This is a genomic window from Ruegeria sp. AH3 (assembly GCF_056536265.1).
In genome coordinates this window covers 971,491-994,680 of the sequence record NZ_JBQFJL010000001.1, presented here as the reverse complement: position 1 = coordinate 994,680, position 23,190 = coordinate 971,491, and the positions used below count along the sequence as shown (strand labels likewise).

Annotated in this window: 21 protein-coding genes and 3 tRNA genes; 11 read left to right on the top strand and 13 right to left on the bottom strand. The window is 58.7% G+C overall.

Annotated features, from left to right (window positions below; genetic code table 11):
• The first annotated feature begins 74 nt into the window (after positions 1-74).
• Together ACR3EM_RS04915 and ACR3EM_RS04910 are read left to right on the top strand one after the other, a co-directional pair.
• Positions 75-773, top strand: a complete 699-nt coding sequence (locus tag ACR3EM_RS04915; protein WP_480469691.1) for a corrinoid protein — start codon at positions 75-77, stop codon at positions 771-773.
• Positions 774-874: 101 nt separating this feature from the next.
• Positions 875-1,534: a DUF1638 domain-containing protein gene (locus ACR3EM_RS04910; RefSeq protein ID WP_480469690.1), complete on the top strand. Its 660-nt coding sequence runs from the start codon at positions 875-877 to the stop codon at positions 1,532-1,534.
• Positions 1,535-1,537: 3 nt separating this feature from the next.
• Here ACR3EM_RS04910 and ACR3EM_RS04905 read toward each other — a convergent pair whose 3' ends face one another.
• Positions 1,538-1,948 (bottom strand): SufE family protein, encoded by a 411-nt coding sequence (locus ACR3EM_RS04905; protein ID WP_480469689.1) that lies wholly within the window; start codon positions 1,946-1,948, stop codon positions 1,538-1,540.
• Positions 1,949-2,088: 140 nt separating this feature from the next.
• Here ACR3EM_RS04905 and ACR3EM_RS04900 point away from each other — a divergent pair, with 140 nt between their 5' ends.
• On the top strand, positions 2,089-2,613 hold the full coding sequence (locus tag ACR3EM_RS04900) for a hypothetical protein (RefSeq protein ID WP_480469688.1): 525 nt from the start codon (positions 2,089-2,091) through the stop codon (positions 2,611-2,613).
• Here the strand turns inward: ACR3EM_RS04900 and rnd are convergent.
• The 3 genes from rnd to purM form a co-directional block, all read right to left on the bottom strand.
• Positions 2,610-3,767 carry a ribonuclease D gene (gene rnd, locus ACR3EM_RS04895; protein ID WP_480469687.1) on the bottom strand — a complete coding sequence of 386 codons (1,158 nt, stop codon included), beginning with the start codon at positions 3,765-3,767 and terminating at the stop codon, positions 2,610-2,612. The two genes, ACR3EM_RS04900 and rnd, sit on opposite strands and share 4 nt — an antisense overlap.
• Positions 3,768-3,879: 112 nt before the next feature.
• Positions 3,880-4,476: a phosphoribosylglycinamide formyltransferase gene (purN, locus tag ACR3EM_RS04890; RefSeq protein WP_480469686.1), complete on the bottom strand. Its 597-nt coding sequence runs from the start codon at positions 4,474-4,476 to the stop codon at positions 3,880-3,882.
• Positions 4,473-5,519 (bottom strand): phosphoribosylformylglycinamidine cyclo-ligase, encoded by a 1,047-nt coding sequence (gene purM, locus ACR3EM_RS04885; protein WP_480469685.1) that lies wholly within the window; start codon positions 5,517-5,519, stop codon positions 4,473-4,475. The genes purN and purM overlap by 4 nt, the downstream gene beginning before the upstream one ends.
• A 107-nt stretch (positions 5,520-5,626) precedes the next feature.
• Between purM and ACR3EM_RS04880 the strand changes: the two genes are divergently transcribed.
• Positions 5,627-5,703: transfer RNA gene (locus tag ACR3EM_RS04880), tRNA-Ile, on the top strand.
• A gap of 2 nt (positions 5,704-5,705) precedes the next feature.
• Here the strand turns inward: ACR3EM_RS04880 and ACR3EM_RS04875 are convergent.
• On the bottom strand, positions 5,706-7,025 hold the full coding sequence (locus ACR3EM_RS04875; protein WP_480469684.1) for an ATP-binding protein: 1,320 nt from the start codon (positions 7,023-7,025) through the stop codon (positions 5,706-5,708).
• A 44-nt stretch (positions 7,026-7,069) separates the two neighbouring features.
• On the opposite strand from ACR3EM_RS04875, the gene ACR3EM_RS04870 reads away from it, so the two are divergent.
• The 3 genes from ACR3EM_RS04870 to ACR3EM_RS04860 all read left to right on the top strand — a co-directional run bounded on the left by ACR3EM_RS04870 (position 7,070) and on the right by ACR3EM_RS04860 (position 8,327).
• Positions 7,070-7,984, top strand: coding sequence for an MBL fold metallo-hydrolase (locus ACR3EM_RS04870; protein ID WP_480469683.1), 915 nt, complete (start codon positions 7,070-7,072; stop codon positions 7,982-7,984).
• Between the two features lie 77 nt (positions 7,985-8,061).
• Positions 8,062-8,136 (top strand) — tRNA-Asn (locus tag ACR3EM_RS04865).
• Positions 8,137-8,252: 116 nt separating this feature from the next.
• A tRNA-Asn gene (locus ACR3EM_RS04860) sits at positions 8,253-8,327 on the top strand.
• A gap of 18 nt (positions 8,328-8,345) precedes the next feature.
• Here ACR3EM_RS04860 and ACR3EM_RS04855 read toward each other — a convergent pair.
• The 4 genes from ACR3EM_RS04855 to zwf form a co-directional block, all read right to left on the bottom strand.
• Positions 8,346-9,965 carry a long-chain-fatty-acid--CoA ligase gene (locus ACR3EM_RS04855; protein WP_480469682.1) on the bottom strand — a complete coding sequence of 540 codons (1,620 nt, stop codon included), beginning with the start codon at positions 9,963-9,965 and terminating at the stop codon, positions 8,346-8,348.
• A gap of 106 nt (positions 9,966-10,071) precedes the next feature.
• The gene (gene pgi / locus ACR3EM_RS04850; RefSeq protein ID WP_480469681.1) at positions 10,072-11,682 is read right to left on the bottom strand and encodes a glucose-6-phosphate isomerase; all 1,611 of its coding nucleotides are present in this window, start codon (positions 11,680-11,682) and stop codon (positions 10,072-10,074) included.
• 5 nt (positions 11,683-11,687) lie between these two features.
• Positions 11,688-12,359 (bottom strand): 6-phosphogluconolactonase, encoded by a 672-nt coding sequence (gene pgl, locus ACR3EM_RS04845; protein ID WP_480469680.1) that lies wholly within the window; start codon positions 12,357-12,359, stop codon positions 11,688-11,690.
• Positions 12,356-13,810: a glucose-6-phosphate dehydrogenase gene (zwf, locus tag ACR3EM_RS04840; RefSeq protein ID WP_480469679.1), complete on the bottom strand. Its 1,455-nt coding sequence runs from the start codon at positions 13,808-13,810 to the stop codon at positions 12,356-12,358. Before zwf ends, pgl begins: the two co-directional genes overlap by 4 nt.
• Positions 13,811-13,973: 163 nt before the next feature.
• Between zwf and ACR3EM_RS04835 the strand changes: the two genes are divergently transcribed.
• Positions 13,974-14,927, top strand: coding sequence for a radical SAM protein (locus ACR3EM_RS04835; RefSeq protein WP_480469678.1), 954 nt, complete (start codon positions 13,974-13,976; stop codon positions 14,925-14,927).
• Between the two features lie 3 nt (positions 14,928-14,930).
• Here ACR3EM_RS04835 and ACR3EM_RS04830 read toward each other — a convergent pair whose 3' ends face one another.
• Positions 14,931-15,200, bottom strand: coding sequence for an usg protein (locus ACR3EM_RS04830; RefSeq protein ID WP_480469677.1), 270 nt, complete (start codon positions 15,198-15,200; stop codon positions 14,931-14,933).
• 193 nt (positions 15,201-15,393) lie between these two features.
• Here ACR3EM_RS04830 and gyrA point away from each other — a divergent pair, with 193 nt between their 5' ends.
• Together gyrA and trhA are read left to right on the top strand one after the other, a co-directional pair.
• On the top strand, positions 15,394-18,117 hold the full coding sequence (gyrA, locus tag ACR3EM_RS04825; protein ID WP_480469676.1) for a DNA gyrase subunit A: 2,724 nt from the start codon (positions 15,394-15,396) through the stop codon (positions 18,115-18,117).
• A 126-nt stretch (positions 18,118-18,243) separates the two neighbouring features.
• Positions 18,244-18,912: a PAQR family membrane homeostasis protein TrhA gene (gene trhA, locus ACR3EM_RS04820; RefSeq protein WP_480469675.1), complete on the top strand. Its 669-nt coding sequence runs from the start codon at positions 18,244-18,246 to the stop codon at positions 18,910-18,912.
• Positions 18,913-18,940: 28 nt separating this feature from the next.
• Here the strand turns inward: trhA and ACR3EM_RS04815 are convergent, their stop codons facing one another.
• The 3 genes from ACR3EM_RS04815 to ACR3EM_RS04805 are packed head-to-tail and all read right to left on the bottom strand — an operon-like array spanning position 18,941 to position 22,364.
• Positions 18,941-20,410 (bottom strand): carboxypeptidase M32, encoded by a 1,470-nt coding sequence (locus ACR3EM_RS04815; RefSeq protein ID WP_480469674.1) that lies wholly within the window; start codon positions 20,408-20,410, stop codon positions 18,941-18,943.
• A gap of 4 nt (positions 20,411-20,414) precedes the next feature.
• Complete coding sequence (ctaA, locus tag ACR3EM_RS04810) at positions 20,415-21,560, bottom strand: heme A synthase (RefSeq protein ID WP_480469673.1); 1,146 nt, start codon at positions 21,558-21,560, stop codon at positions 20,415-20,417.
• Positions 21,561-21,620: 60 nt separating this feature from the next.
• Positions 21,621-22,364, bottom strand: coding sequence for an RNA methyltransferase (locus tag ACR3EM_RS04805; RefSeq protein ID WP_480469672.1), 744 nt, complete (start codon positions 22,362-22,364; stop codon positions 21,621-21,623).
• Between the two features lie 164 nt (positions 22,365-22,528).
• Here ACR3EM_RS04805 and ACR3EM_RS04800 point away from each other — a divergent pair, with 164 nt between their 5' ends.
• Positions 22,529-23,149, top strand: a complete 621-nt coding sequence (locus ACR3EM_RS04800; protein ID WP_480469671.1) for a thiamine phosphate synthase — start codon at positions 22,529-22,531, stop codon at positions 23,147-23,149.
• Positions 23,150-23,190 lie beyond the last annotated feature (41 nt).

Below are 23,190 nucleotides of genomic sequence, written 5' to 3'. Positions count from 1 at the left end.
ACTGCGACGAAATGGCCAAAACAAAAAAAATGCCACCACGGGCCGAGCGCCCGCCAAGCTCAGGGAAATGCCCCATGTCCGACGAAGAAGACATCATCCTGTCCGAACTCAACGACGACGAACTTGTCGAACAGATGTTCGATGACCTGTATGACGGCCTGAAAGAGGAAATCGAAGAAGGTGTGAATATCCTGCTGGAACGCGGGTGGCAGCCTTACGACATCCTGACCAAAGCCCTCGTCGGTGGCATGACCATCGTGGGGCACGACTTCCGCGACGGCATCCTGTTCGTTCCCGAAGTGCTTCTGGCCGCCAACGCCATGAAAGGCGGCATGTCAATCCTGAAGCCCCTGCTGGCCGAAACAGGCGCGCCGCGTGTCGGCAAGATGGTCATCGGCACCGTCAAGGGCGACATCCATGACATCGGCAAAAACCTTGTTGCGATGATGATGGAAGGCGCAGGGTTCGAAGTTGTGGATCTCGGCATCAACAACCCGGTCGAGAACTACCTGGAAGCGCTGGAAAACGAAAAGCCCGACATTCTGGGCATGTCGGCTCTGCTGACGACCACCATGCCCTACATGAAGGTCGTGATCGACACGATGGTCGAGCAGGGTCTGCGTGAAGAATACGTGGTACTGGTCGGCGGTGCTCCGCTGAACGAAGAATTCGGAAAGGCCATCGGTGCAGACGGTTACTGCCGTGATGCTGCTGTAGCCGTGGAAATGGCCAAAGACTTCATGTCACGCAGGCACAATCAACTGGCCGGCTGAGGCACAGACCATGCTGTGAGACAGGCCGTCCAATCAGGGGCGGCCTTTTTCGTTCTGGCGATGCGTACCTATATCAATATCAGCCCCGGAGGCGCGTTCAGATGACCGATACCCCCCTGCCAGATGATGAGAGCCTGACTCGTCAGGGCTATGCCACAACGCGTGCAGCCGAATCCATTCTGCTGATTGCCTGCGGCGCACTGGCGCGCGAGATTCTGGACCTAAAAGAACGCAATGGCTGGGATCACATCGCGCTGACCTGTCTGCCGGCGATTCTGCACGTCTTTCCTGAGAAGATCACACAGGCGGTCGAAGACGCCGTTGCCAAACATCGCGACAACTACGACCATATATTTATTGTCTATGCCGATTGCGGCACCGGCGGACTGCTTCAGGCTGCGTGCAAAAAACTAGGCGTCGAGATGATCAATGGTCCCCATTGCTATTCTTTCTTTGAAGGCAATGCGGCGTTTGCCGCCCATAGCGACGACGAAACCACCGCATTTTATCTGACCGACTTTCTGGCCCGGCAATTCGATGCTTTCGTCTGGAAACCCCTCGGGCTGGACCGCCATCCAGAACTGCGGGACATGTATTTCGGCAACTACACCAAACTCGTTTATCAGGCGCAGACCGACGATCCTGAACTGACACGCCGCGCACAGGATTGTGCCGACCGCATGGGCCTTGAGTTCGAGCGCCGCCTGACCGGTTATGGCGATCTGGAGGTCACTTTGTCAGAATGGGCCGCGCGCGGCTGATCGTCAGGCGCTCGCTAACGCAACCTCGCGAATACGCTCAATCATCGCCCGCAAACCGTTCGAACGTTGCGCCGACAGGTGATCGTGCAGGCCCAGCCGCGCCAACTCTCCACCCGCGTCCACCTTAGGCACCTCGGCCACCGGCAAGCCATTGTAGAGCGTGCGCAGCACTGCAATGAGGCCGCGTACGATCAGCGCGTCGCTGTCTCCGTCGAAACGGAACCGGCCGTCCTCTATGGTTGGATGCAACCAAACCTGACTGGCGCAACCGGTCACTTTGGTGGCAGGTACTTTGAACGCTTCGTCCAGAGGCTCCATCGCTTTGCCCTGTTCGATCACATGGCGATAGCGATCTTCCCAGTCTTCCAGGAACTCGAAATCTTCGGCAATTTCTTCAAAGGCTGGCGTGGCCATGATGGGCTGTCCTTGCGTTGAGCGATCACAAATGTGAACTATGTCCAGCTTTCCCCGCTGTCCAGCCCCTAGCGTGCCTTTTCAAGCCGCTGAATTTGCGTTAACCCGATGGTGGTAAAGTTGCGCAAAGTGTTGGGTCCATGCACAAAACTCTGTCTGTTCTTCTGGTCGCCTCGATGTTTCTGTCCGCGTGCAGCGGATGGCGCGATTCCCGAGTGAACCCGTCGAACTGGTTTGGCAACAGCACCCCGGCTCCAGTGGAGTACTCGGTCGATGATGCAAACGCCCTCGTCCCCGAGCAAAGCGATGGCAGCGGCTTGTTTGCCCGACCCGAGGCCGAGGATAACAGTGTGCCGATCGCCATCATTGATGAACTCCGCATCGATCCCACCCCGACAGGTGCCATTATCTATGCCGCAGGCACAGCGATCCGTCAGGGGGCGTTCAACGCTCAGTTGGCGCGGGTCCGGTCAGAAGAGTTGAGCAAAAATGGCGTGATGGAATTCACTTTCCGCGTGGATTACCCAGAATACGCCACAGTTCAGGGCAATGTGCGGTCGCGTATGGTCTCTGAGGCTGTCACCGTCAGCACGCAGGAGCTGGAAGGCATCCGGTTGGTTCGGGTCAAAGGTGCGCAGAACGCGCTGGAATCCCGCCGCCGCTAAAGCGAAACCACACGCACCGCCTGCCCTTTAGCCGCCAAGGCGATCTTGCCGTCGCACAGTTTCAGGGCGTCTTCGCCGAACACCTCGAACCGCCAGCCAGATAGTGCAGGTACTTCACGTTCACCGGCAGCGATCTGATCCAGATCAGCGCTGGAAGCGATCAGTTTCGCGGCCACACCTGCGCTTTCTGTCTTGGACTTCAGAAGCACGCGCAACAAATCGGCCAAAGCCGGATTGACCTTCAACTTGTCGCGGCTGTTATCCACCTTCGGCAATTGGTCCGGCGGGCAGTTCACGCCCCGCTTCACCGCTGCCAGAATCCCGTCCGCTATCGGACCCTTGCGTGCCTCGCGCAACAGCATACGCGAACCACCCAGATCCGAAGATGATTTCGGCTTGATCGAGGCCATCTCGATCAGCGCATCATCTTTGAACACCCGACTGCGCGGAACGTTGTTTTCCTGCGCATAGGCTTCGCGGAACTCTGCCAGTTCCCGCACAACTGCCAGAAATTTGGCCGAGTTTGTGCGTGTTTTGACCCGCCGCCAAGCCTCCTCAGGGCGGATATCATAGGTTTCAGAGCGGGTCAGAATGCGCAACTCTTCGGCAACCCAATGATCTCGCCGGGTCTTCTCCAACTCGGCCGCGAGGTATTCATAGATGCGCCGCAAATGGGTCACGTCCGCCAGCGCATAGGACTTTTGCGCATCGCTCAACGGGCGACGCGACCAGTCCGTGAACCGAGAGGTCTTGTCGACGCCTTCCTTGCAGATCTTGCGTACAAGGGTCTCATACCCCACCTGCTCGCCGAAGCCGCAAACCATAGCCGCCACCTGAGTGTCAAACAGAGGGGTCGGGAAAACACCGGCATCAACCCAGAAAATCTCAAGGTCCTGACGAGCCGCATGAAAGACTTTGACTACGTTCTCGTTGCGGAACAGTTCGTACAACGGGTCCAGCGACATGCCATCGGCCAAAGGATCGACCAGCACCGCACTGTCTTCATCATCTGAAGGCACCGCAAGCTGTACGAGGCACAGCTTGGAATAATAGGTTCGTTCGCGCAGAAACTCTGTATCCACGGTGACGTAGGGATGGTCCGCAGCGGCCGTGCAGAAAGCGGCCAGCTCTTGCGTCGTTGTCAGGGTTTTCATGCGCCGTTGTGTTCTTGCTTTTATGGTTTTTGTTGCTGCCCGTTTTGTCCTCATCCCGAGCGATATGCGACCATAAGACGAATAATCGGCGCGTGTAAATCACCCGTGCGGGTCAGGGCAAAAGAACCGGGTCGGTGTTGCCCAGAGAATACCTCTGCAACACTGCTGGATAGAGTTTATGTTCCCATGTCAGCACACGCGCGGCGAGGGTTTCAGGTGTGTCGCCGGGTTCGATCCCTACGCAGGCCTGCCCCAGAATCGGGCCATCATCCAGTGCGGCCGTCACTTCGTGGACGGTGCAACCATGTTCGGTATCACCAGCCTCGATCGCACGCGCATGGGTGTTCAGTCCCTTGTATTTGGGCAGCAGCGACGGGTGAATATTCAGCATGCGTCCCTGAAACCGCGAAACGAAATCCCCGGTCAAAACCCGCATGAACCCGGCAAGGCAGACGATATCAGGCTCGGCCTCAAGCAGAGGTTTCAACAATTCAGCCTCGAACGCGGTTCGGTCCTTGCCAAAGGGGCGGTGATCAACCGCAGCCGTCGGGATGCCCCGTTCAGCCGCTTTTTTCAGGCCACCTGCCTCGGCATCGTTAGACAAGACCAGACAGGGGCGCGCCGGATGATCACCAGTCATGCTGTCGACCAGTGACAGCATGTTCGAGCCGCCCCCGGAAATCAGGATGGCGACGCGTTTATGGCTCACAGCAGCTTGCCCGAATAGGCGACACCCGGCGCGTCAGTGACGATGCCGATTCGCGAGACGGTTTCGCCTGCGTCAGCCAGCAGAGCCTCCAGCCCCTCGGCCTGGTCCGCTGCGCAGACCACGATCATGCCGATGCCGCAGTTGAAGGTCTTGAGCATTTCTGCCTCGGCAATCCCGCCAGTTTCCGCCATCCAGTTGAAGACCGCGGGCAATTCCCATGCGTCCAGATCGACCTCGGCCCCAAGGTCTTCGGGCAGCACGCGCGGCAGGTTTTCGGTCAGGCCACCGCCTGTGATATGAGCCAACGCATGTACGCCCCCTGCCCGGAGCGCCTGCAGCGCAGGCTGAACGTAAAGCCGCGTTGGAGTCAGCAGCGCCTCGCCCAGCGTCCCGTCGCCGAAGGGTGAAGCGGCATCCCAGCCCAGTCCCGAAATCTCGACCAGCTTGCGCACCAGAGAATAGCCGTTGGAATGCACCCCGTTCGAGGCCAAGCCCAGCAGAACATCCCCCTGCTGCACGCCTTCCGGCAGCGCTGTGCCCCGTTCCATCGCACCGACCGAGAACCCGGCCAGATCGAAATCGCCATCCGGATACATGCCCGGCATTTCGGCTGTTTCGCCACCAATGAGAGCACACCCGGACTGAACGCAACCTTCGGCGATACCTTCGATGATGCGCGCGGCAGTGTCTGTATCGAGTTTTCCGGTGGCAAAATAATCAAGGAAGAACAGCGGCTCGGCCCCCTGACAGATCAGATCGTTGACGCACATGGCCACCAGATCGATGCCAACGCCATCAACAACGCCGGTGTCGATTGCAATCCGCAGTTTGGTGCCAACACCATCGGTTGCGCCGACCAAGATCGGATCTTCGTACCCTGCCGCCTTGAGGTCGAACAGAGCACCAAATCCACCCAGCCCGCTCATTACGCCCGAGCGATTGGTCCGCTTGGCTGCAGGCTTGATTCGGTCGACCAGAGCGTTCCCTGCATCGATATCGACACCCGCATCGGCGTAGGTGATTCCGTTCTTGCCCGCTGTCATGGCCAATCCCTCATGAGTGCTTTGCGCGCGGGTTATTCTATTGTGCAACATGTTGCAACGGTCAGGCTTGACGCGGGGGCTGATCGTGATACCCAAGGCGACATGGCGGGCCTGTAGCTCAATTGGTTAGAGCAGAGCGCTCATAACGCTTTGGTTGCGGGTTCAAGTCCTGCCGGGCCTACCAAATCACCGCCCAATCACGATATCCGCACAAAGCCCACCCAATTTTTTGCTGCTGCCCAACCGCAGAGTACCACCATGAACGCGTGCGATATCGGCCACGATGGCAAGGCCAAGGCCAACGCCGCTGCCCTGATTCTGATTTCGTGCAGGATCGAGTCGGGTAAAGGGTTTCACCGCTTCTGTACGTTGTTCGGCCGGAATGCCGGGGCCGTCATCCTCGACCCTGATCCGCAGCGACTTTGGTGTCATGTGCAGGCTGACTTCGGCTTTGTTTCCATAACGGATCGCGTTTCCGATCAGATTTTCAACAGCCCGACGCATGGCTGTTGGGCGTAACATTGCACAGCCCTGCCCTTCGACGGATACCAGCTCGACCTGCTGCCCGGCCCGCTGCGCATCATCGACGATCTGACTCAACCAGGTTTCGGGGTCGACTGCTTCGGGTGCGCTTTCTGCAGCTCCTCGCGAGAACTCAAGGAACGCATCCAGCAGCGACTGCATTTCATCGACGTCCTTCTGCAGTGGTGCCGCTTCATCCTCTGGCAACAGCGACAGCCCCAGTTTGAGCCGGGTAAGCGGAGTTCGCAGATCATGGCTGACCCCAGACAGCATAAGCGTGCGCTGTTCGATCTGCCGCTCAATCCGGGCGCGCATATCGACAAACGCGCTTCCTGCTGCCCGCACCTCGATCGCGCCGCCGGGCGTATAAGGCACGACACGGCCACGTCCAAACGCCTGAGCCGCATCGGCAAGCCGGGTGATCGGGCGCAGCTGATTGCGCATATAGAGGAAAGAGATTGAGGTCATCAAACCTGCAAAGAACACCATCGTCACGATCAACTGATGCGGGGCGGTGGGCGACAGACGCCGACGATCAAAACTCAATTCAAGCGTTCCAAGATCGGTCGCCAGATACAGACGAACCTCATTGCCGTCGGGCAATGCGATTTCCTGGAGTTCGGGGATCAGGGCGCGCATCTCGGTGTCCACCTGCGGCGCGATGAAATCGTACCATCGGCGCGATTCACTCTGCGGTTCCTCGTTTAAAGGCAGAAACCGGGCCCTCATATCCAGAACCGACAGCTCCGTGCGCGCCGCAGCCAACGCTTGTTGCTGGGTCTCCGTCCCCTGCATGAGATCCAGCACCAGCATGACCTCACGCGCGGCGGCGCGGGTCATCTGTGCCGTGACTTCCTCGAGGTGTTTCTGCAGAAAGGCAATGGAAACAACCAACAAGACAACAATGACCGGCAGCACCAGGATCAGCGCTGCACGCGCATATAGGCTGCGCGGCATATAGGGTTTGAGCCATTGCGTCGACATGGGCTAAACCTAGCGGGCCGCCCGGGTAAGAGGAAGAGGTCACGATGCAGGCTCCCGACGATTTCAACCCAACTCCCGGACAGATTCATGAGCTTTCGCCGGGCCTGAGCCGATTGCTCGCGCCCAACCCATCTCCGATGACCTATCGCGGGACAAACACTTATCTTCTGGGGGATAAAGACATCGCGGTGATCGACCCCGGTCCGCTGAGCGATGCCCATCTCGACGCAATCCTGGCTGCCCTGAAACCGGGGCAGCGGATCAGCCATATCTTTGTCACCCACACCCATCTGGACCACTCTCCGCTAGCCGCCCCGTTATCGGCACACACAGGCGCTCCGATTCTCGCCTTCGGAGGGCCTCAGGCAGGACGCAGCGCCGTCATGACGCAGCTGGCGCAAAATGGTCTTGCAGGTGGTGGAGAGGGAATCGATACCGATTTCCGCCCTGATGTCGAACTTGAAGATGGTGAGGTGATCGCGACCGACAGCTGGGAGCTGGAAGTCATCCATACGCCAGGTCATCTGGGCAATCACATCGCGTTTGCCTGGGGCGATATCTGTTTCACAGCGGATCATGTCATGGGTTGGGCCAGTTCCTTGGTTTCCCCTCCGGATGGAGACCTGACGGATTTCATGGCTGCTTGCCGTCGCCTGCGCGCGCGCAACTGGTCGGTTTTCCACTCAGGTCATGGAGCGCCGATCACAAACCCCGCCGAACGTCTGGATTGGCTGATTGAACACAGATTGCAAAGAGAAACTCAGATTCTTGATGCGTTGTCGCAAGGCCCCGCGACGGCTCAGGGGCTGGCTGAGCAGATCTACGTCGAAACCCCAAAAGCACTGCTTCCCGCGGCTGAGCGCAATGTGTTCGCCCATCTGGTCGATCTGACCGGCAAATCCCGCGTTGCGCCCCAGGGTGACCTGTCTGCCGGTGCGCGTTTCAGGCGTCTCGTATGAGCTCGCAAAAAATTTTTCGTCAGCTATGCACTTCCTCTCTGGACGGCGAAAATTGCTGTTGTTATACGCCCCTCAGTTCCGGCGTAGCTCAGCGGTAGAGCAGTTGACTGTTAATCAATTGGTCGTAGGTTCGATCCCTACCGCCGGAGCCAAATCTTCCCAAAATCAGCTAGATTTGCATCGTTTGCCACTGGCAAGTTTTTTCGTCGAAAAAACTCCAACGCCCTCTGGACGGCGCAGATACAGGTTGCTATACGGCGCGAACCGTTCCGGCGTAGCTCAGCGGTAGAGCAGTTGACTGTTAATCAATTGGTCGTAGGTTCGATCCCTACCGCCGGAGCCATTCTTCCCAAACTGGCACTTACCCCATCAGCGCATCGCTGAAATCCGCACGCAATGTGCGTTTCAGGACCTTACCGGTCGCGTTCAAGGGCAAAGCGTCGACAAACACAACCTTGTCCGGCACCTGCCATTTGGCGATTTTACCGTCAAAGAATGCTAATAAATCCTGCTCGGTCGGCTCTTCGCCTTCGGCCTTCACGGCCACCAACAGCGGACGTTCATCCCATTTCGGATGCGGCACGCCTACGACGGCAGCAGTTGCCAGCTGAGGGTGCGCGACGGCGATATTCTCCAACTCGACAGAGCTAATCCATTCGCCGCCTGATTTGATGATGTCCTTCGACCGGTCGCGGATCGTCATGTATCCGTCCGGATCCAGCGTCGCCACATCGCCCGTCGCGAACCAGCCATCCTGCAGCAGGGCTTCATCCTGCATGTGGAAGTAACTATCCAGCACCCAGTGACCGCGCACCATCAGATCACCCTGAGTTTCACCGTCATGAGGAAGATCATTGCCGTCATCGTCGACGATCTTCAGTTCTACCCCAAAGGGTGGGCGGCCCTGATTCTCACGCAACTTGTGCTGCGCTTCGATGGGCATCTCCAGATGTTTGGCCATGGGATAGTTTGTGGTGCCCAGAGGGCTCATTTCACTCATCCCCCAGGCGTGAACGGTGTCTACGCCATAGGTCTCGCGGAAGGTTTCGATCATCGAGGGTGGACATGCGGCACCACCGATCACAGTGCGATTGAGACTTTCCAGCTTCGTTCCACATTTCGCGGCGTGGGCCAGCAGGCCCTGCCAGATGGTCGGCACGCCCATCGCCAGTGTCACTCCGAAGGTGTCGATCAGGTTGACCAGCGCTTCGCCATGCAGATCAGGCCCTGGCATCACCATGCGCGAGCCAGACATCGCGCTGGCGTAAGGGGACCCCCAGGCATTGACGTGGAACATCGGCACCACCGGCATCACCACATCCATGGCAGAATAGCCGATCACATCGCGCGTATTTGACGCAAAGCTATGCAGCAATGTGGACCGGTGCGAATAGAGAACCCCCTTGGGATTACCTGTCGTACCCGACGTGTAGCACAGGCTGGAGGCAGTATTTTCGTCAAAGCTGGGCCACGCAAAATCCGCATCCCCGGTTTCTATCAGCTCATCATAGAAAACCAGCCCCGGCACCTGAGACAGCGCGGCCTCATCGCGCGCGCCCATCAGAACGAAATGCTGCACCTCGGTCAGATGTTCTTGCAGAGCAGATACCAACGGCAGGAAGGTTGCATCAAAAAACAGGACCCGGTCCTGCGCATGGTTAATGATATAAGTCAGCTGTTCCGGAAACAGGCGCGGATTGATCGTGTGGCAGACGAAGCCGGCACCGGATACGGCATAGTAGATCTCTAGGTGGCGGCGGTTGTTCCAAGCCAGTGTACCCACGCGATCCTGCGGCTGCAGCCCCAGCTTCACAAGCGCCGAGGCCATCCGTCGCGCATTCTGCGCAATGCCCGCCCAGTTGGTCTCGGTTACGGTTCCGTCGGTTTCGACCGAGATAATCTCGGTCTGGCCGTGATAGCGTTCGGCGTGATCAATCAGCGACGAAATCAGCAAAGGCTGCGTCATCATCTGTCCCAGCATGGACATTCCTCCCATCGTCAGCGCTTGGCCGCGCCTTAGTCTCTTGGCAGCAACCCTGCCAAGAATTCAATTGTCTGACAATAAGAGAGTGCGACCGGGCGCGGCGTCAACTGCGATGGCGTAAAGCGTATTCGACCAGAGCGGCGGTCGAACCGTCCTTGCCCTCGGTGCCACTCTCTCCATCGACAATAGGACCCAGAGAAGTCGCCAGTTCCTTGCCCAGCTCAACGCCCCATTGATCGAAAGAGTTTATGCCCAGCAATACCCCTTCGACAAACACACGATGTTCGTAGAGCGCGATGATCTGGCCCAGCACAAAAGGTGTCAATTGTGGGTAAATCAACGTGGTCGAAGGGCGATTGCCCGAGAATACGCGGTGCCTTGCCTGACGCTCCAACTCGTCTCCGGTCAGACCTTTTTCCGCCATACGTGACCGGGCTTTCTCTAACGAGCGCCCCCGCATCAAAGCCTCGGACTGGGCCAGACAATTGGCCAGCAACAACCGGTGATGATGCGCCAATTCGGGTTCATGCCCCTCGGCAGCCACCATGAACTCGCAGGGGATCACATCGGTGCCCTGATGGATCAGCTGATAGAACGCGTGCTGCCCGTTGGTGCCGGGCTCACCCCAGACCACTGGGCCGGATGGTATTGTCAGATCGCTGCCATCCATGGCGACGGATTTACCATTCGATTCCATCTCAAGCTGCTGGAAATAGGCAGGAAGGCGCAGCAGGCGTTGATCATAGGGCAGCACCGCGCGGCTGGCATGCCCCAGCACCTGACGATGCCAGATACCGACCAGGGCCAACATCACCGGCATATTCTCGACCCATTCTGCCGAGCGAAAATGCAGATCCATCGCCTGCCCGCCCCGCAGAAACGCATCAAACGCGTTTGATCCAACGGCGATCATCACTGGCAGTCCCACCGGCCCCCAAACGGAATAGCGCCCGCCGACCCAGCCGGCGAACCCGAACACGTGCTCTTCGGGGATGCCGAATGCGGCCGTTCTGTCCACAGCGCTCGAGACAGCCGCGAATTGCTGAGACAGGTCCCCACCCCCGTCCACCATCCACGCCCGTGCGGTACGTGCATTGGTCATGGTCTCGATCGTGGTGAACGTTTTCGTAGCCACGATGACCAGCGTGCGCTTCGGATCAAGCGGACGTAAAGTATCGGCAATATGCGCGCCATCCACGTTCGACACATAATGCAGCCGTGGCCCATCGTGATATGGCGACAGCGCATGGGTCGCCATGACCGGTCCCAGATCCGAGCCGCCGATGCCGATACTCACTACATCGGTAAAGCTGCCCCCCGCCCCTTGGATCGCGCCGCCGCGCACTTCCTCGGCGAAGATACGCATCCGCTGCAGGGTGCTGAGCACATCTGGCATCACATCCTGCCCATCAACCTCAACCGGGTCGCCATCAAGGTTGCGCAGCGCCGTATGCAGCACCGCACGGTCTTCGGTCTCGTTGATCTTCTGGCCTGTGAACATGGCCTCGCGGCGTTCGGCCAGCCCCGCCTGATCGCACAAATCAATCAAACCCGACCGGATACTCTCATCAATCTGTGTTTTCGAGTAATCAAACAGCAGATCACCGGTCGAGGCCGAGAACCCCTGTGCGCGCGTTGGATCGTCAGCGAACAGATCCTCGATACGTCGGCCCTGGGTCACCGCGACATAGGTCTTGAGGCTATCCAACTGCATCGCGTCTACTCCGCCCAATGAACCGTCATACCACTCAGCACTGCCGCGATCGGAGCGTCTTCGGGCGGCAACGTCATAGCCCGCTCAAGCGCATCACGTTTGGCGGTGCCGAAAATGATCAGATGTTTCGAAAGCGCCCCCTCCAGAACCGGCGCAGTCAGGGTAATGCGCGGTTCTGGCTGCACATCGGTGCGTGCCACCGCAAGCGTTGGCGCATGGCTGTCCAGCGCGGCCGCCAACCCGTCCATCCCCGGAAAAAGCGAGGCGGTGTGCATATCCTCACCCATCCCAAGCACCAGCACTGACAGCGGCAGCACTGGGTTAATCAAGCTCTCAATCTCGGGTAAAACTTCCTCAGGTTCGTGGCCTTCAACATAGAGTGGCACATATTGCGCAACCGAGGCGCGGCTGGTCAGCAAACGCTCTCGGATCAGACGCTCGTTTGAGCGTTCGCTATCCCCCGCAACACAGCGCTCATCAGTGGGCAGAACCCGCACCCGATCCCATTCCAGATCGGCGGCGCAGAGGACGTCGAACACCGGCCCTGGTGTCGTCCCGCCGGGAACCGCAAGCGAGACCATGTCATGGTGCAGCAAGGCGGATTCCAAGTCTCCGGCGAGATCATTGGCGACATCTATCGCCAGCATGTCACGGTCGGCATATTCTTTGATATTCATGGGTTTATCCCCTGCCAGCGGCGACCATCTCGTTTCATCAGCAATTCGGCGTCGCCGGGGCCGGTGCTGCCACTTTCATAAGGTTTGGGCACATCGCCCCGTGCTTCCCAGCCAGCGATGATCGGGTCGGTCCAGGCCCAGGCGGCCTCGACCTCATCACCGCGCATGAACAGGGTCTGGTTGCCGCGAATAACATCCATCACCAGCCGTTCATAGGCATCAGGTGGATTCTGGCTTTCGGGTCCCAGCGCCTCGGCAAAACTCATGTCCAGCGGCACGTCGACCAGACGCATACCGCCCTGCCCGGGTTCCTTGATCGTCACCTTCAGCGTAATGCCTTCATTGGGCTGCAGCCGGATCGACAGCGCATTTGCATGGCGCCCCGCCTCTTCCCCGAAGATCGAATGCGGCGCGTCCTTGAACATCACATTGATGACCGAAGACCGTGCCACCAATTCTTTGCCCGTACGCAGATAGAACGGAGTTCCCGCCCACCGCCAATTGCTGATATGGGCGCGCAAAGCCACATAGCTTTCAGTTGTGGAGCGCGGGTTTCCTACAACGTCACGATAACCTTGGCCCGCTGCACCGTCGACGAATTGACCGCGCACGATGTGGTGCGGCTCAACCGGATCCAGCGCCCGGATCACCTTCAGCTTTTCATCACGCACCGCATCGGGGTCGAATTTCGCCGGTGGCTCCATCGCGATGAGGCATAGAAGCTGCATCAGGTGGTTCTGCATCATGTCGCGCATCGCACCCGCACGCTCATAATAATCCTCACGCCCGTCAATGCCGACAGTTTCAGCAACTGTGATCTGAATGTGGTCGACGTATTGGCTGTTCCAGAGCGGCTCGAACAGCATATTGCCGAAACGGACGGCCATCAGGTTCTGCACCGTCTCTTTGCCCAGATAATGATCGATCCGATAGATCTGGCTCTCATCAAAATGCGCCGCGAGCGTTGCGTTCAACGCTCGGGCGCTTTCCAGATCATGTCCGAACGGTTTTTCAACCACGATCCGCGCCTGCTCGGTCAAAAGGTCATGCGCTTTGATCTGCTCGGCCAGTGGCCCAAACAGGCGTGGCCCAACCGAGAAATAGAAGGCCCGTACGCGTTGCGGCTGCAACTTTCCGGCAAGCCTCGCCCAACCCTCATCCGACAAGGCATCCAGCGAAACATAATCGACACGCTGCAGAAACCCCTGCAGCGCTTCGGCATCCCGAACCTGATCCGGCGCATGCCGATGGAGCGATTCGGAGACCATCGCCCGAAACGCCCCGGCGTCCAGCCCACCCCGGGCAGCTCCAATAATCTGAGTGTCCTGAGGCCATTGACCAGCGCAATAGCGTCGAAACAACGCTGGAACGATCTTGCGCTGCGCCAGATCGCCAGTTGCGCCGAAAATGACCAGATCGAACGGGTCGACAGGTATGACACGAGAAACCATGCGTTTTCCTTACCTTGCCGCTTGGGCCATGTCCAATGTTAGCGCAATCATAAAGCAATAAATCGCTGCCATCAAAACTCCGTCAATGACAGGTTGTCCCACTTAACGAAACCCACCTGATTGGTTAGGTCAGGCAGGCAAGCGCACTGAACCGGATACCGGAATGAAAGACAACGTCCCGCAGGCTGCCAATATCGGCAAATTTCAAAACAAAAAGGTGACAGCAGACGGCCAGACACGCGCCTCGGTCACCCTGACCAACCCCGAGACGTTGTGGTTCAATACTGGAACCCTGTGCAATATCGAATGTGTGAACTGCTACATTGCCAGTAGCCCCACGAATGACGCCCTGGTTTACATCACCGCTGACGAGGTGCGCGACTATCTGGATCAGATCGAAGAGCGTAAATGGCCGATCCGCGAGATCGGATTTACTGGCGGCGAACCCTTTATGAACCCCGAGATGATCGACATGACCCGTACGGCGCTGGAGCGTGGATACGAGGTGCTGATCCTGACCAATGCGATGTTGCCGATGATGCGCCGCAAAACGCGTGAGGGGTTGTTGGATTTGCAGCAAACCTACGGCGATAAGCTTACCCTGCGGATTTCGGTCGATCATTATCGGCCTGAACTTCATGATGAGGAACGTGGCGCAGGCAGTTTTGACAAAACGGTCGCGGGAATGGAGTGGTTGCGCGACAATGGGTTCAAGATGGCTATCGCTGGTCGCACGCTCTGGGGTGATACCGACGCCGAAAGCCGCGCAGGCTATACCGCGTTTTTTGCAAAGCATGGGTTTGACGTCGACGCCCAGAACCCTGCTCAGACCGTCCTGTTCCCCGAGATGGATGAAACTGTGGAAGTGCCCGAGATCACCACGGCCTGCTGGGGCATTCTGAACAAATCGCCTGATGCGGTGATGTGCGCCAGCTCTCGAATGGTGATAAAGCGCAAAGGTGCCGAACGTCCCGCTGTTTTGGCCTGCACGCTGCTGCCCTATGCGCCTGAATTCGAAATGGGTGCAACCCTGGCCGAGGCGGAATCCAACGTTCATCTGAACCACCCCCACTGCGCCAAATTCTGCGTGTTAGGCGGGGCAAGCTGTTCAGCCTGAGGGTTAATTCACCCGGAATTCACCCACCATATTGCGCCACTCCCCCGGGGCGATCATCTTACGATGGGTGAACCGGACCGAATGCAACGGTCCTTCGATCTCTTTTTGCCAGAATTCTACGAATTTAAAGAGTTTCGGATGATCCGGAGCAAGGTCGTAATCCTGCCAGATAAAGGTATTCAGAACATGAATATAATCGGGCATGTGATAAAAGAACTCCGCCGTCGTCAGCCCGTACCCCTTGAGCATCAATTCGGTTTCGCTTTGCGCCATTCAGACCTCCAAATTTGTTAAAAGGTCTTCTCAGGGTAACACGGAACCCTCCTAATACTTATATAACAATATGTTACCCTCGTGTTACTGCGGTATTTTTTGCTAAATCATCAGCTTGCTTGCACCTTATATGCCGGGTCTGATAAGGTGCATCCACAAGATATAGATCAAGAACAAGACACGGGCAGCCTACGTGAGCGATACGCCAGAAACCCCAGAAAACATGGATGAAACCCCGCCCGAGCGCCCAGTCTATGACGGCCCGACGGTCTCCATCGAATCCGAGATGCGCACGTCCTATCTGGACTATGCCATGTCGGTCATCGTGTCCCGCGCGATCCCCGATCTGCGCGATGGCTTGAAACCGGTTCACCGGCGGATTCTCTATGCCATGCACGAGACCGGGAATACGCATGACAAAACGTATCGCAAATCGGCCCGTCCGGTGGGCGATGTGATGGGTAAATATCACCCGCATGGTGACAGCGCGATCTATGACGCGCTGGTGCGGATGGCGCAGGATTTCTCGATGTCGCTGCCGCTGTTGGACGGTCAGGGCAACTTTGGCTCAATGGACGGCGATAACCCGGCGGCGATGCGTTACACCGAAGTGCGGATGGACAAGCCTGCCGCCGCGCTGCTGGCAGATATCGAAAAAGAGACGGTTGATTTTCAGGACAACTACGACGGCAAGGACAAGGAACCGACCGTCCTGCCCGCGCGTTTCCCGAACATGCTGGTCAATGGCGCCGGTGGTATCGCTGTGGGTATGGCCACGAACATCCCGCCGCACAATCTGGGTGAAGTGGTCGACGCAACTCTGGCGCTGATCGACGACCCAGATTTGACGTCCGAGCAACTGATCGAATACGTCCCCGGCCCCGACTTCCCCACCGGCGGTGTGATGCTGGGTCGTTCTGGCGCACGCAAAGCCTATCTAGAGGGCCGTGGCAGCGTCATCATCCGTGCTAAGACGCGGGTCGAAGAACTGCGCAAGGATCGCTACGCCATTGTCGTGGATGAGATCCCGTATCAGGTAAACAAGGCTTCGATGATCGAGAAGATCGCCGAGGCGGTGCGCGAGAAACGCATCGAAGGCGTGGCGCATGTACAGGACGAATCCGACCGCAATGGCGTGCGCGTGGTGGTCGAACTGAAACGCGATGCAACGCCTGAAGTTGTTCTGAACCAGCTCTATCGCTTCTCACCGATGCAGACATCCTTTGGCTGCAACATGCTGGCGCTGAACGGTGGCCGCCCCGAGCAGTTGACCCTGCGCCGGTTCCTGACCTCGTTCATCGACTTCCGCGAGGATGTCGTTGCCCGACGCACAGCCTACGACCTGCGAAAAGCGCGTGAACGCAGCCATATCCTGTGTGGTCTGGCCGTGGCCGTGTCGAACGTGGACGAAGTGGTCGCCACGATCCGCTCGTCGGCAGACGCCGCAGAGGCGCGCGAGAAACTGATGACCCGCCGCTGGCCTGCATCCGAGATCGAGGGCTATCTGCGCCTGATCGACGATCCTTTGTCCAAGATGAACGACGATGGCACCTATAACCTGACCGAGGTTCAGGCCCGTGCCATCCTCGACCTGCGTCTTCAGCGCCTGACCCAACTGGGTGTCAAAGAGGTCACGGACGAGCTGGAAGAACTGGCCGCCAAGATCAAGGAATACCTGGATATTCTGTCCTCACGCGAGCGCATCATGGGCATCATCGCCGATGAACTGCGCGACGTCCGCGAGAAATTCGCCGTCGACCGCCGTACCGAGATCGTTGACTGGTCCGGCGACATGGAAGACGAGGACCTGATCGAGCGTGAGGATATGGTCGTGACCGTCACCTCGGGCGGCTATATCAAACGTACGCCGCTGGCCGATTTCCGCGCCCAAAAACGCGGCGGCAAGGGCTTGTCGGGGATGCAGACCAAGGAAGAGGATGTTGTCACCAACCTCTTCGTGGCCAACACGCATACTCAACTGCTGTTCTTCACCACCGATGGCATGGTCTACAAGCTCAAGACTTGGCGCCTGCCGCAATCGGGACGCACCGGTAAAGGCAAGGCGATCGTCAACATCCTGCCGATCCCAACGGGCGTTTCCATCGCGGCGATCATGCCGGTCGATGTGCCGGATGAAGAATGGGAAAACCTGCAGATCGTCTTCGCCACCAGCGCGGGCGACGTGCGCCGCAACCGCTTGTCGGACTTCACCAACGTTCGCCGCAATGGCAAGATCGCAATGAAGCTGCCCGAGGGCGTGGAACTGGTAAACGCCCGCATCTGTTCAGAAGATGAAGACGTGATGCTGGTGACCAACTCAGGCCGCGCGATCCGCTTCCGCACTACCGATGTCCGCGTCTTCAATTCGCGCGAGTCGACTGGCGTGCGCGGCATCAAGCTGACCAATGGCGACCGTGTCGTCTCGATGTCCGTAATCCGCCACTTCGAAGCTGATCCGGATGAGCGCGCTGCTTATCTCAAAATGCGCCGCGCCGTCGCGGGGATTGCTGATGATGGAGAGACAGACGAGGACGAAGCCGCGCCCGGCTCAATCACACAGGAACGCTATGCCGAGATGTCGGCGGCCGAAAACCTGATCCTGACCATCACGACCGGTGGCGCGGGCAAGCTGAGCTCAAGCCATGATTACCCCGTCCGCGGACGCGGCGGCATGGGTGTCGCGGCGATGGACAAGGCCATGCGTGGCGGCGAACTGGTGGCCTCGTTCCCCGTTGAGATCGATGACCAGATCATGCTGGCAACGTCCAAAGGCCAGTCGATCCGGGTGCCGGTCGAGGGCATCTCGTTCCGCTCCCGCAGCGCGGGCGGAGTTCGGGTCTTCAACACCGGCAAAGGTGAAGAAGTTGTTAGCGTCGCCTGGATAGCCGATCAGGGTGATGAAGAAAGCGAAGAATAACAAAGCACTACAGAAGTGTAACAAAGCGCCCGTTTTGCGGGCGTTTTTGTTATTCTGGGTCACGTTCATGCCAACGGCCCCGTTGGCGGACTTGCCCGAGACCCACCGCAGCCCTAGCCTTTTATTATGTGGTCTTTCGCCCATATCCGCCCTGCCTACAGCCGCGCTGAACGCATAAGCGATGGTGTCATTCATGTCCTGGGCGTGTCCTCGGCGCTGATCGCGGTGCCAATGCTGATCATCATGACGGTTTTCTATCGATCCGACCCGGCGGCGGTCCTGGGGGCTTCGATCTATGGTATCACGCTGGTTCTGATGCTGACCTTCTCGGCGCTTTACAACATGATCGAACATGACGAATGGGCAGAGTTTCTGCGCCGTCTCGATCATTCCGGCATCTACGTGAAGATTGCGGGCACCTATACACCGTTTCTATTGCTTTCGGCCTCACAACCACCGGGGTTGCTGCTGGGCCTATGGTCTTCGGCCACGCTCGGGTCGGTCCTGAAGATGATCGACCCCAGCCGCTTCCGCTGGTTCGGACTGGCGCTTTATCTGCTGATGGGGTGGGCCGCAGTCTGGGCCGGGCAATCCATGCTGGCCGAGCTTTCGCCGGGCACCTTGACGCTTATGATTGCCGGGGGTCTGATCTACACCGCAGGCGTGGTATTCTACCTTTTGGACTGGCTGCCCTATCACAACACCATATGGCATGTGTTCGTCTTGACTGGTAGCGGCCTGTTCTTTGCCGCCGTCGCCCTGCGTATCGAAATGGTACCGTCTGGGCCCATCTAAGGTCGAACCCGATCATGCCGAGCGGGCTTCAAAGCCCATACAACGCCCCAAACTTCTGCTCCAGATAGGCCAACAGCGGCTCTGGTCCCGGTTCCACGCCACTGGCGCGCTGGATGATTTCGCGGGGCGCGTACAGCCCTCCGTGTTGCTGAACCTGCTCTCGAAGCCAGCCGGTGGCCTCGGATGTATCGCCAGCCGCCAACTGCCCCTCAAGTTTGGGAATTGCCGTGCGCAGCGCATGATACAGGCATCCCGCATAGACGTTGCCCAGCGAATAGGTCGGGAAATAGCCAAACAAGCCAACCGACCAATGCACATCCTGCAAACACCCGTTCGAGGGCTTATCCACCGCATACCCGAAATCCGCTTTGAAACGATCATTCCAAGCAGCCTCAAGGTCGCTCACCTGCAAGTCGCCGGCCATCAGGGCGCGTTCCAGATCAAAGCGCAGCATGATGTGAAGGTTGTATTGAACCTCATCGGCTTCGGTCCGGATATACCCGTTATGGACCCGATTCACCGTGGCATAGAACGCATCCGCGTCCGCGACGCCAAAGTCACCAAACGCGTCGGTCATCTGCTTGAACAGCCAACCGGTGAAGGCACGAGACCGGCCCAACTGGTTCTCATAGATACGGCTTTGGCTCTCATGCACGCCCATCGAGACACCCCGGCCCAGTGGGGTCAGCAGATAGTTGCGGTCGATCCCCTGTTCATAAGCTGCGTGCCCGACTTCATGAATCGTGGAATAGAAGCAGTTGAACGGGTCGGTTTCACTGGTCCGGGTGGTGATGCGCACATCCAGACCGCTGCCCGAGCTGAACGGGTGCACGGCCTTGTCTACGCGTCCATTGTTCAGATCATACCCAAAGGCCACGGCCAGCTTTTGTGATAGACGCATCTGAGTGAGTTCATCAAAACGGCCCGTCAGTGCAGCAGGCTCGGGACGATCCAGGACAGCGGCGCGTAGGGCAACCAGACGCGGGCGCATTTCGTCAAAGATCGCGGCAATCTGGGCTCCGGTCGTATAGGGTTCATAATCCTCGACCATCGCGTCATAGATATCGCTGCCTTGTGCCAACGCTTCGCCTTCCTGGCGTTTCAGGGAAACAACCTCTTCCAATACCGGAAGGAAAGCCGAAACGTCTTCGTCCGCACGCGCCTGCGCCCATTTACCCTGCGCCGCCGAGGTTACCCGGGCAATCGCCGTGGCCAGATCAGCGGGCACCTTTACCGCCCGGTCATAGGCGCGCCGGATTTCACGCAGCTGCGCCTTGCCAACCTCGTCCTGAGGCGCAGCCTGCTCCAGCCAGTCCGCAACACGCGGGTCGGAACGGCGGGCATGCAGAACAGCCTCAATCGCTGCCATCTCCTCGGCCCGCTGCACAGCCGCTCCGCGCGGCATCACCGTTTCCTGATCCCAACCCAGCCGTCCGGCAATCTGGCCCAGGGCCGAGGTTTCGCGCTGAAAGGCCATCAGATCATTGAATGCTGTCATGAAATCATTCTCCGCGCAGAGAGGTTGCGATGGGGTAAGCTGTCAGGAACCGCGCGCGCAGGATCAAGGTCCAGACAACCACGGCCATGAACTGGTGGAAAATGGCGATCTGCCACGGGGCTGCGTAAACGACAGTCACGATGCCCACAACCACCTGTAGCGAGAGCGCCGCAAAGGCCGCGTTGAATGCGAACCGCGTTTGTGGATGTGCGCTGGTTTGCCCACGCCGCCAGACGACAAAGGCGAAGATGAACAGCAGATAGCCGACGCAACGATGAATGAACTGCACCAGACCGGGGCTTTCGAAGAAGTTGCGCCACATCGGCTCAAGCATCGCCGCATCAGGCGGCAGCAGTTGCCCGCCGATCAGGGGCCAGTCGGTGTAGGACCGTCCGGCGTCGATTCCTGCCACCAGTGCACCGATGAGGATTTGCAAAAAGGTGAAGTGCAGCAGGCCGGTCGAAAGAGAGAAAAGTTTGGTCTCTTTCGCACGCCGGGCCTGCATCAGGTCACGCTCTTCCCGGCCAAGTTCAAAGATGTACCAGGCAAGGAAACCGAGGATCACGAAGGCCAGCCCCAGATGCGTCGCTAGACGATAGCTGGCAACGGCAGTCATGCCTTCACCTTGCGTGACACCCGAGGCAACCATCCACCAGCCGACAGCCCCCTGAACGCCGCCCAGAGCGCCGGGGATCAGCAGCTTGCCGGTCCACCCCGTCGGGATTTTACGTGCCGCAAGAAAGCCGAAGAACCCGATGGCCCAGACGAGGCCAATCACACGGCCCAGCTGGCGATGGCCCCATTCCCACCAATAGATGGTTTTGAAATCATCCAGCTCCATCCACTGGTTCTGAATGCGCCACTGGTCGATTTCTTTGTACTTATCAAACTCGGATTGCCAGTCAGCCTCATTCATCGGCGGGATGGCCCCGGTGATAGGCCGCCATTCGGTGATCGAGAGACCGCTATCGGTCAGGCGCGTCAGCCCGCCCACCGCAATCATTACCACCACCAGAGCAAACAGGATCATCAGCCAGACGCGGATCGCATTGCGCGCGCCACCGCGGCCCCGATCGATCATACCGGGTTGAACTGCCTGTTGCTTTTCGGTGTCCGAGACCTCTTCGAAGATGCTGCGCTTACCGCTCATGCTGTCCTCATGTCCTGAATTTCATCGCAAGCTAGGGCCACCGGCGGCCGAGGTCCAGCCTCAGCCTTTATCCTTCCAACGGACCATCTGCCGCATGATCCCGTGCAGCATCTGCACATCCGCACGTGTCATCCGCATCCGCGACCACAGATTGCGCAGATTGACCTTCATGCCCTCCGCCTTTTCGGGTGGATAGAAGAACCCGGCCTCTTCCAACCGGTCCTCGTAATGCTCGACCAGTTTTTCGACCTCGATACCCGTGGCCCAGTCGCCCTTGCCCAGATCAGTTGCCTCATGCACGACATCCCCGGTCTGGCGCATCCATTCATAGGCGGTCAGCAGCACGCATTGCCCAAGGTTCAACGAGGCATATTCCGGATTCACAGGGACCGAGATGATCGCGTTGGCCTTGGCAATATCTTCGTTTTCAAGCCCTGCACGTTCCGGGCCAAACAGCACAGCCACCTTTTCGCCCACCGCCACTTTCTCAGCTGCGAGCTGCATTGCACGCTCCGGGCTATAGACGGGCTTGGTCAACCCGCGCTGCCGCGCTGTTGTGGCAAAGACAAAGGTGGTGTCCGCCAGCGCGCCCGCCAGATCATCGAACAGCTGCGCCTCGTCCAGCAGCCGTCCAGCCCCGCTGGACATCGCCACAGCCTTGGGATTGGGCCACCCGTCCCGCGGCGCCACGATCCGCATCCGGTCCAGCCCAAAGTTCCACATCGCCCGCGCGGCGGCACCGATGTTTTCACCCATCTGCGGGCGCACCAGAACGAAGGAAGGCTGGGATGTATCGCTGGGCATGGCTCACTCCGAAAAACTCCGCCTGCTCTACTGGCCACATGGATCAAGGGCAAGCCGCCCCTGCCTGTTCTGCTCTCAAATAGATGCTCAGCGGGCATAAAAGTTTGCTTCCCCCGCGCAATCCGCTAAACCGCGCGAAAGAATTCAAAGCCGAAGGACGCGCAATGGACACTCCAGAGCAGCCGCAGATTTACCTGATCACGCCTCCGACTATCGCGCTGAGCACATTCCCCGAACAATTGGGCCGTGTGCTGGATGGGGCTGACATTGCCTGTATTCGTCTGGCTTTGGCAGGCAGCGACGAAGACACCATCTCGCGCGCGGCCGATGCCTGCCGCGAGGTGGCGCATGCGCGGGACGTGGCCATCGTGATTTCCAACCACGTTCTGCTTGCGCAGCGGTTGGGGCTGGATGGCGTGCATCTGGATGACGGCGCGCGCTCCATCCGGGCTGCCCGCAAGGAATTGGGCGCAGACGCGATCGTAGGCAGCTTCTGCGGCACCTCCAGCCATGATGGCATGACCGCTGGTGAGAATGGTGCGGATTATGTGGCCTTTGGCCCGGTCGGCTCTGTCACGCTGGGCGATGGTACGCAGGCCGAGAAAGACCTGTTCCAATGGTGGTCCGAGATGATCGAGGTTCCGGTCGTGGCCGAAGGTGGGCTGACCCCGGAACTGGTGCAGGACCTTACCCCCTGCACTGATTTCTTCGGCATCGGCGAGGAAATCTGGTCACAAGATAACCCGCTGGACGCGCTGAACTCTCTGATTGCCGCAATGCGCTGAGGGATGTGAGCGTTAACCCTTGCACCCACGCCGGGGCTGCG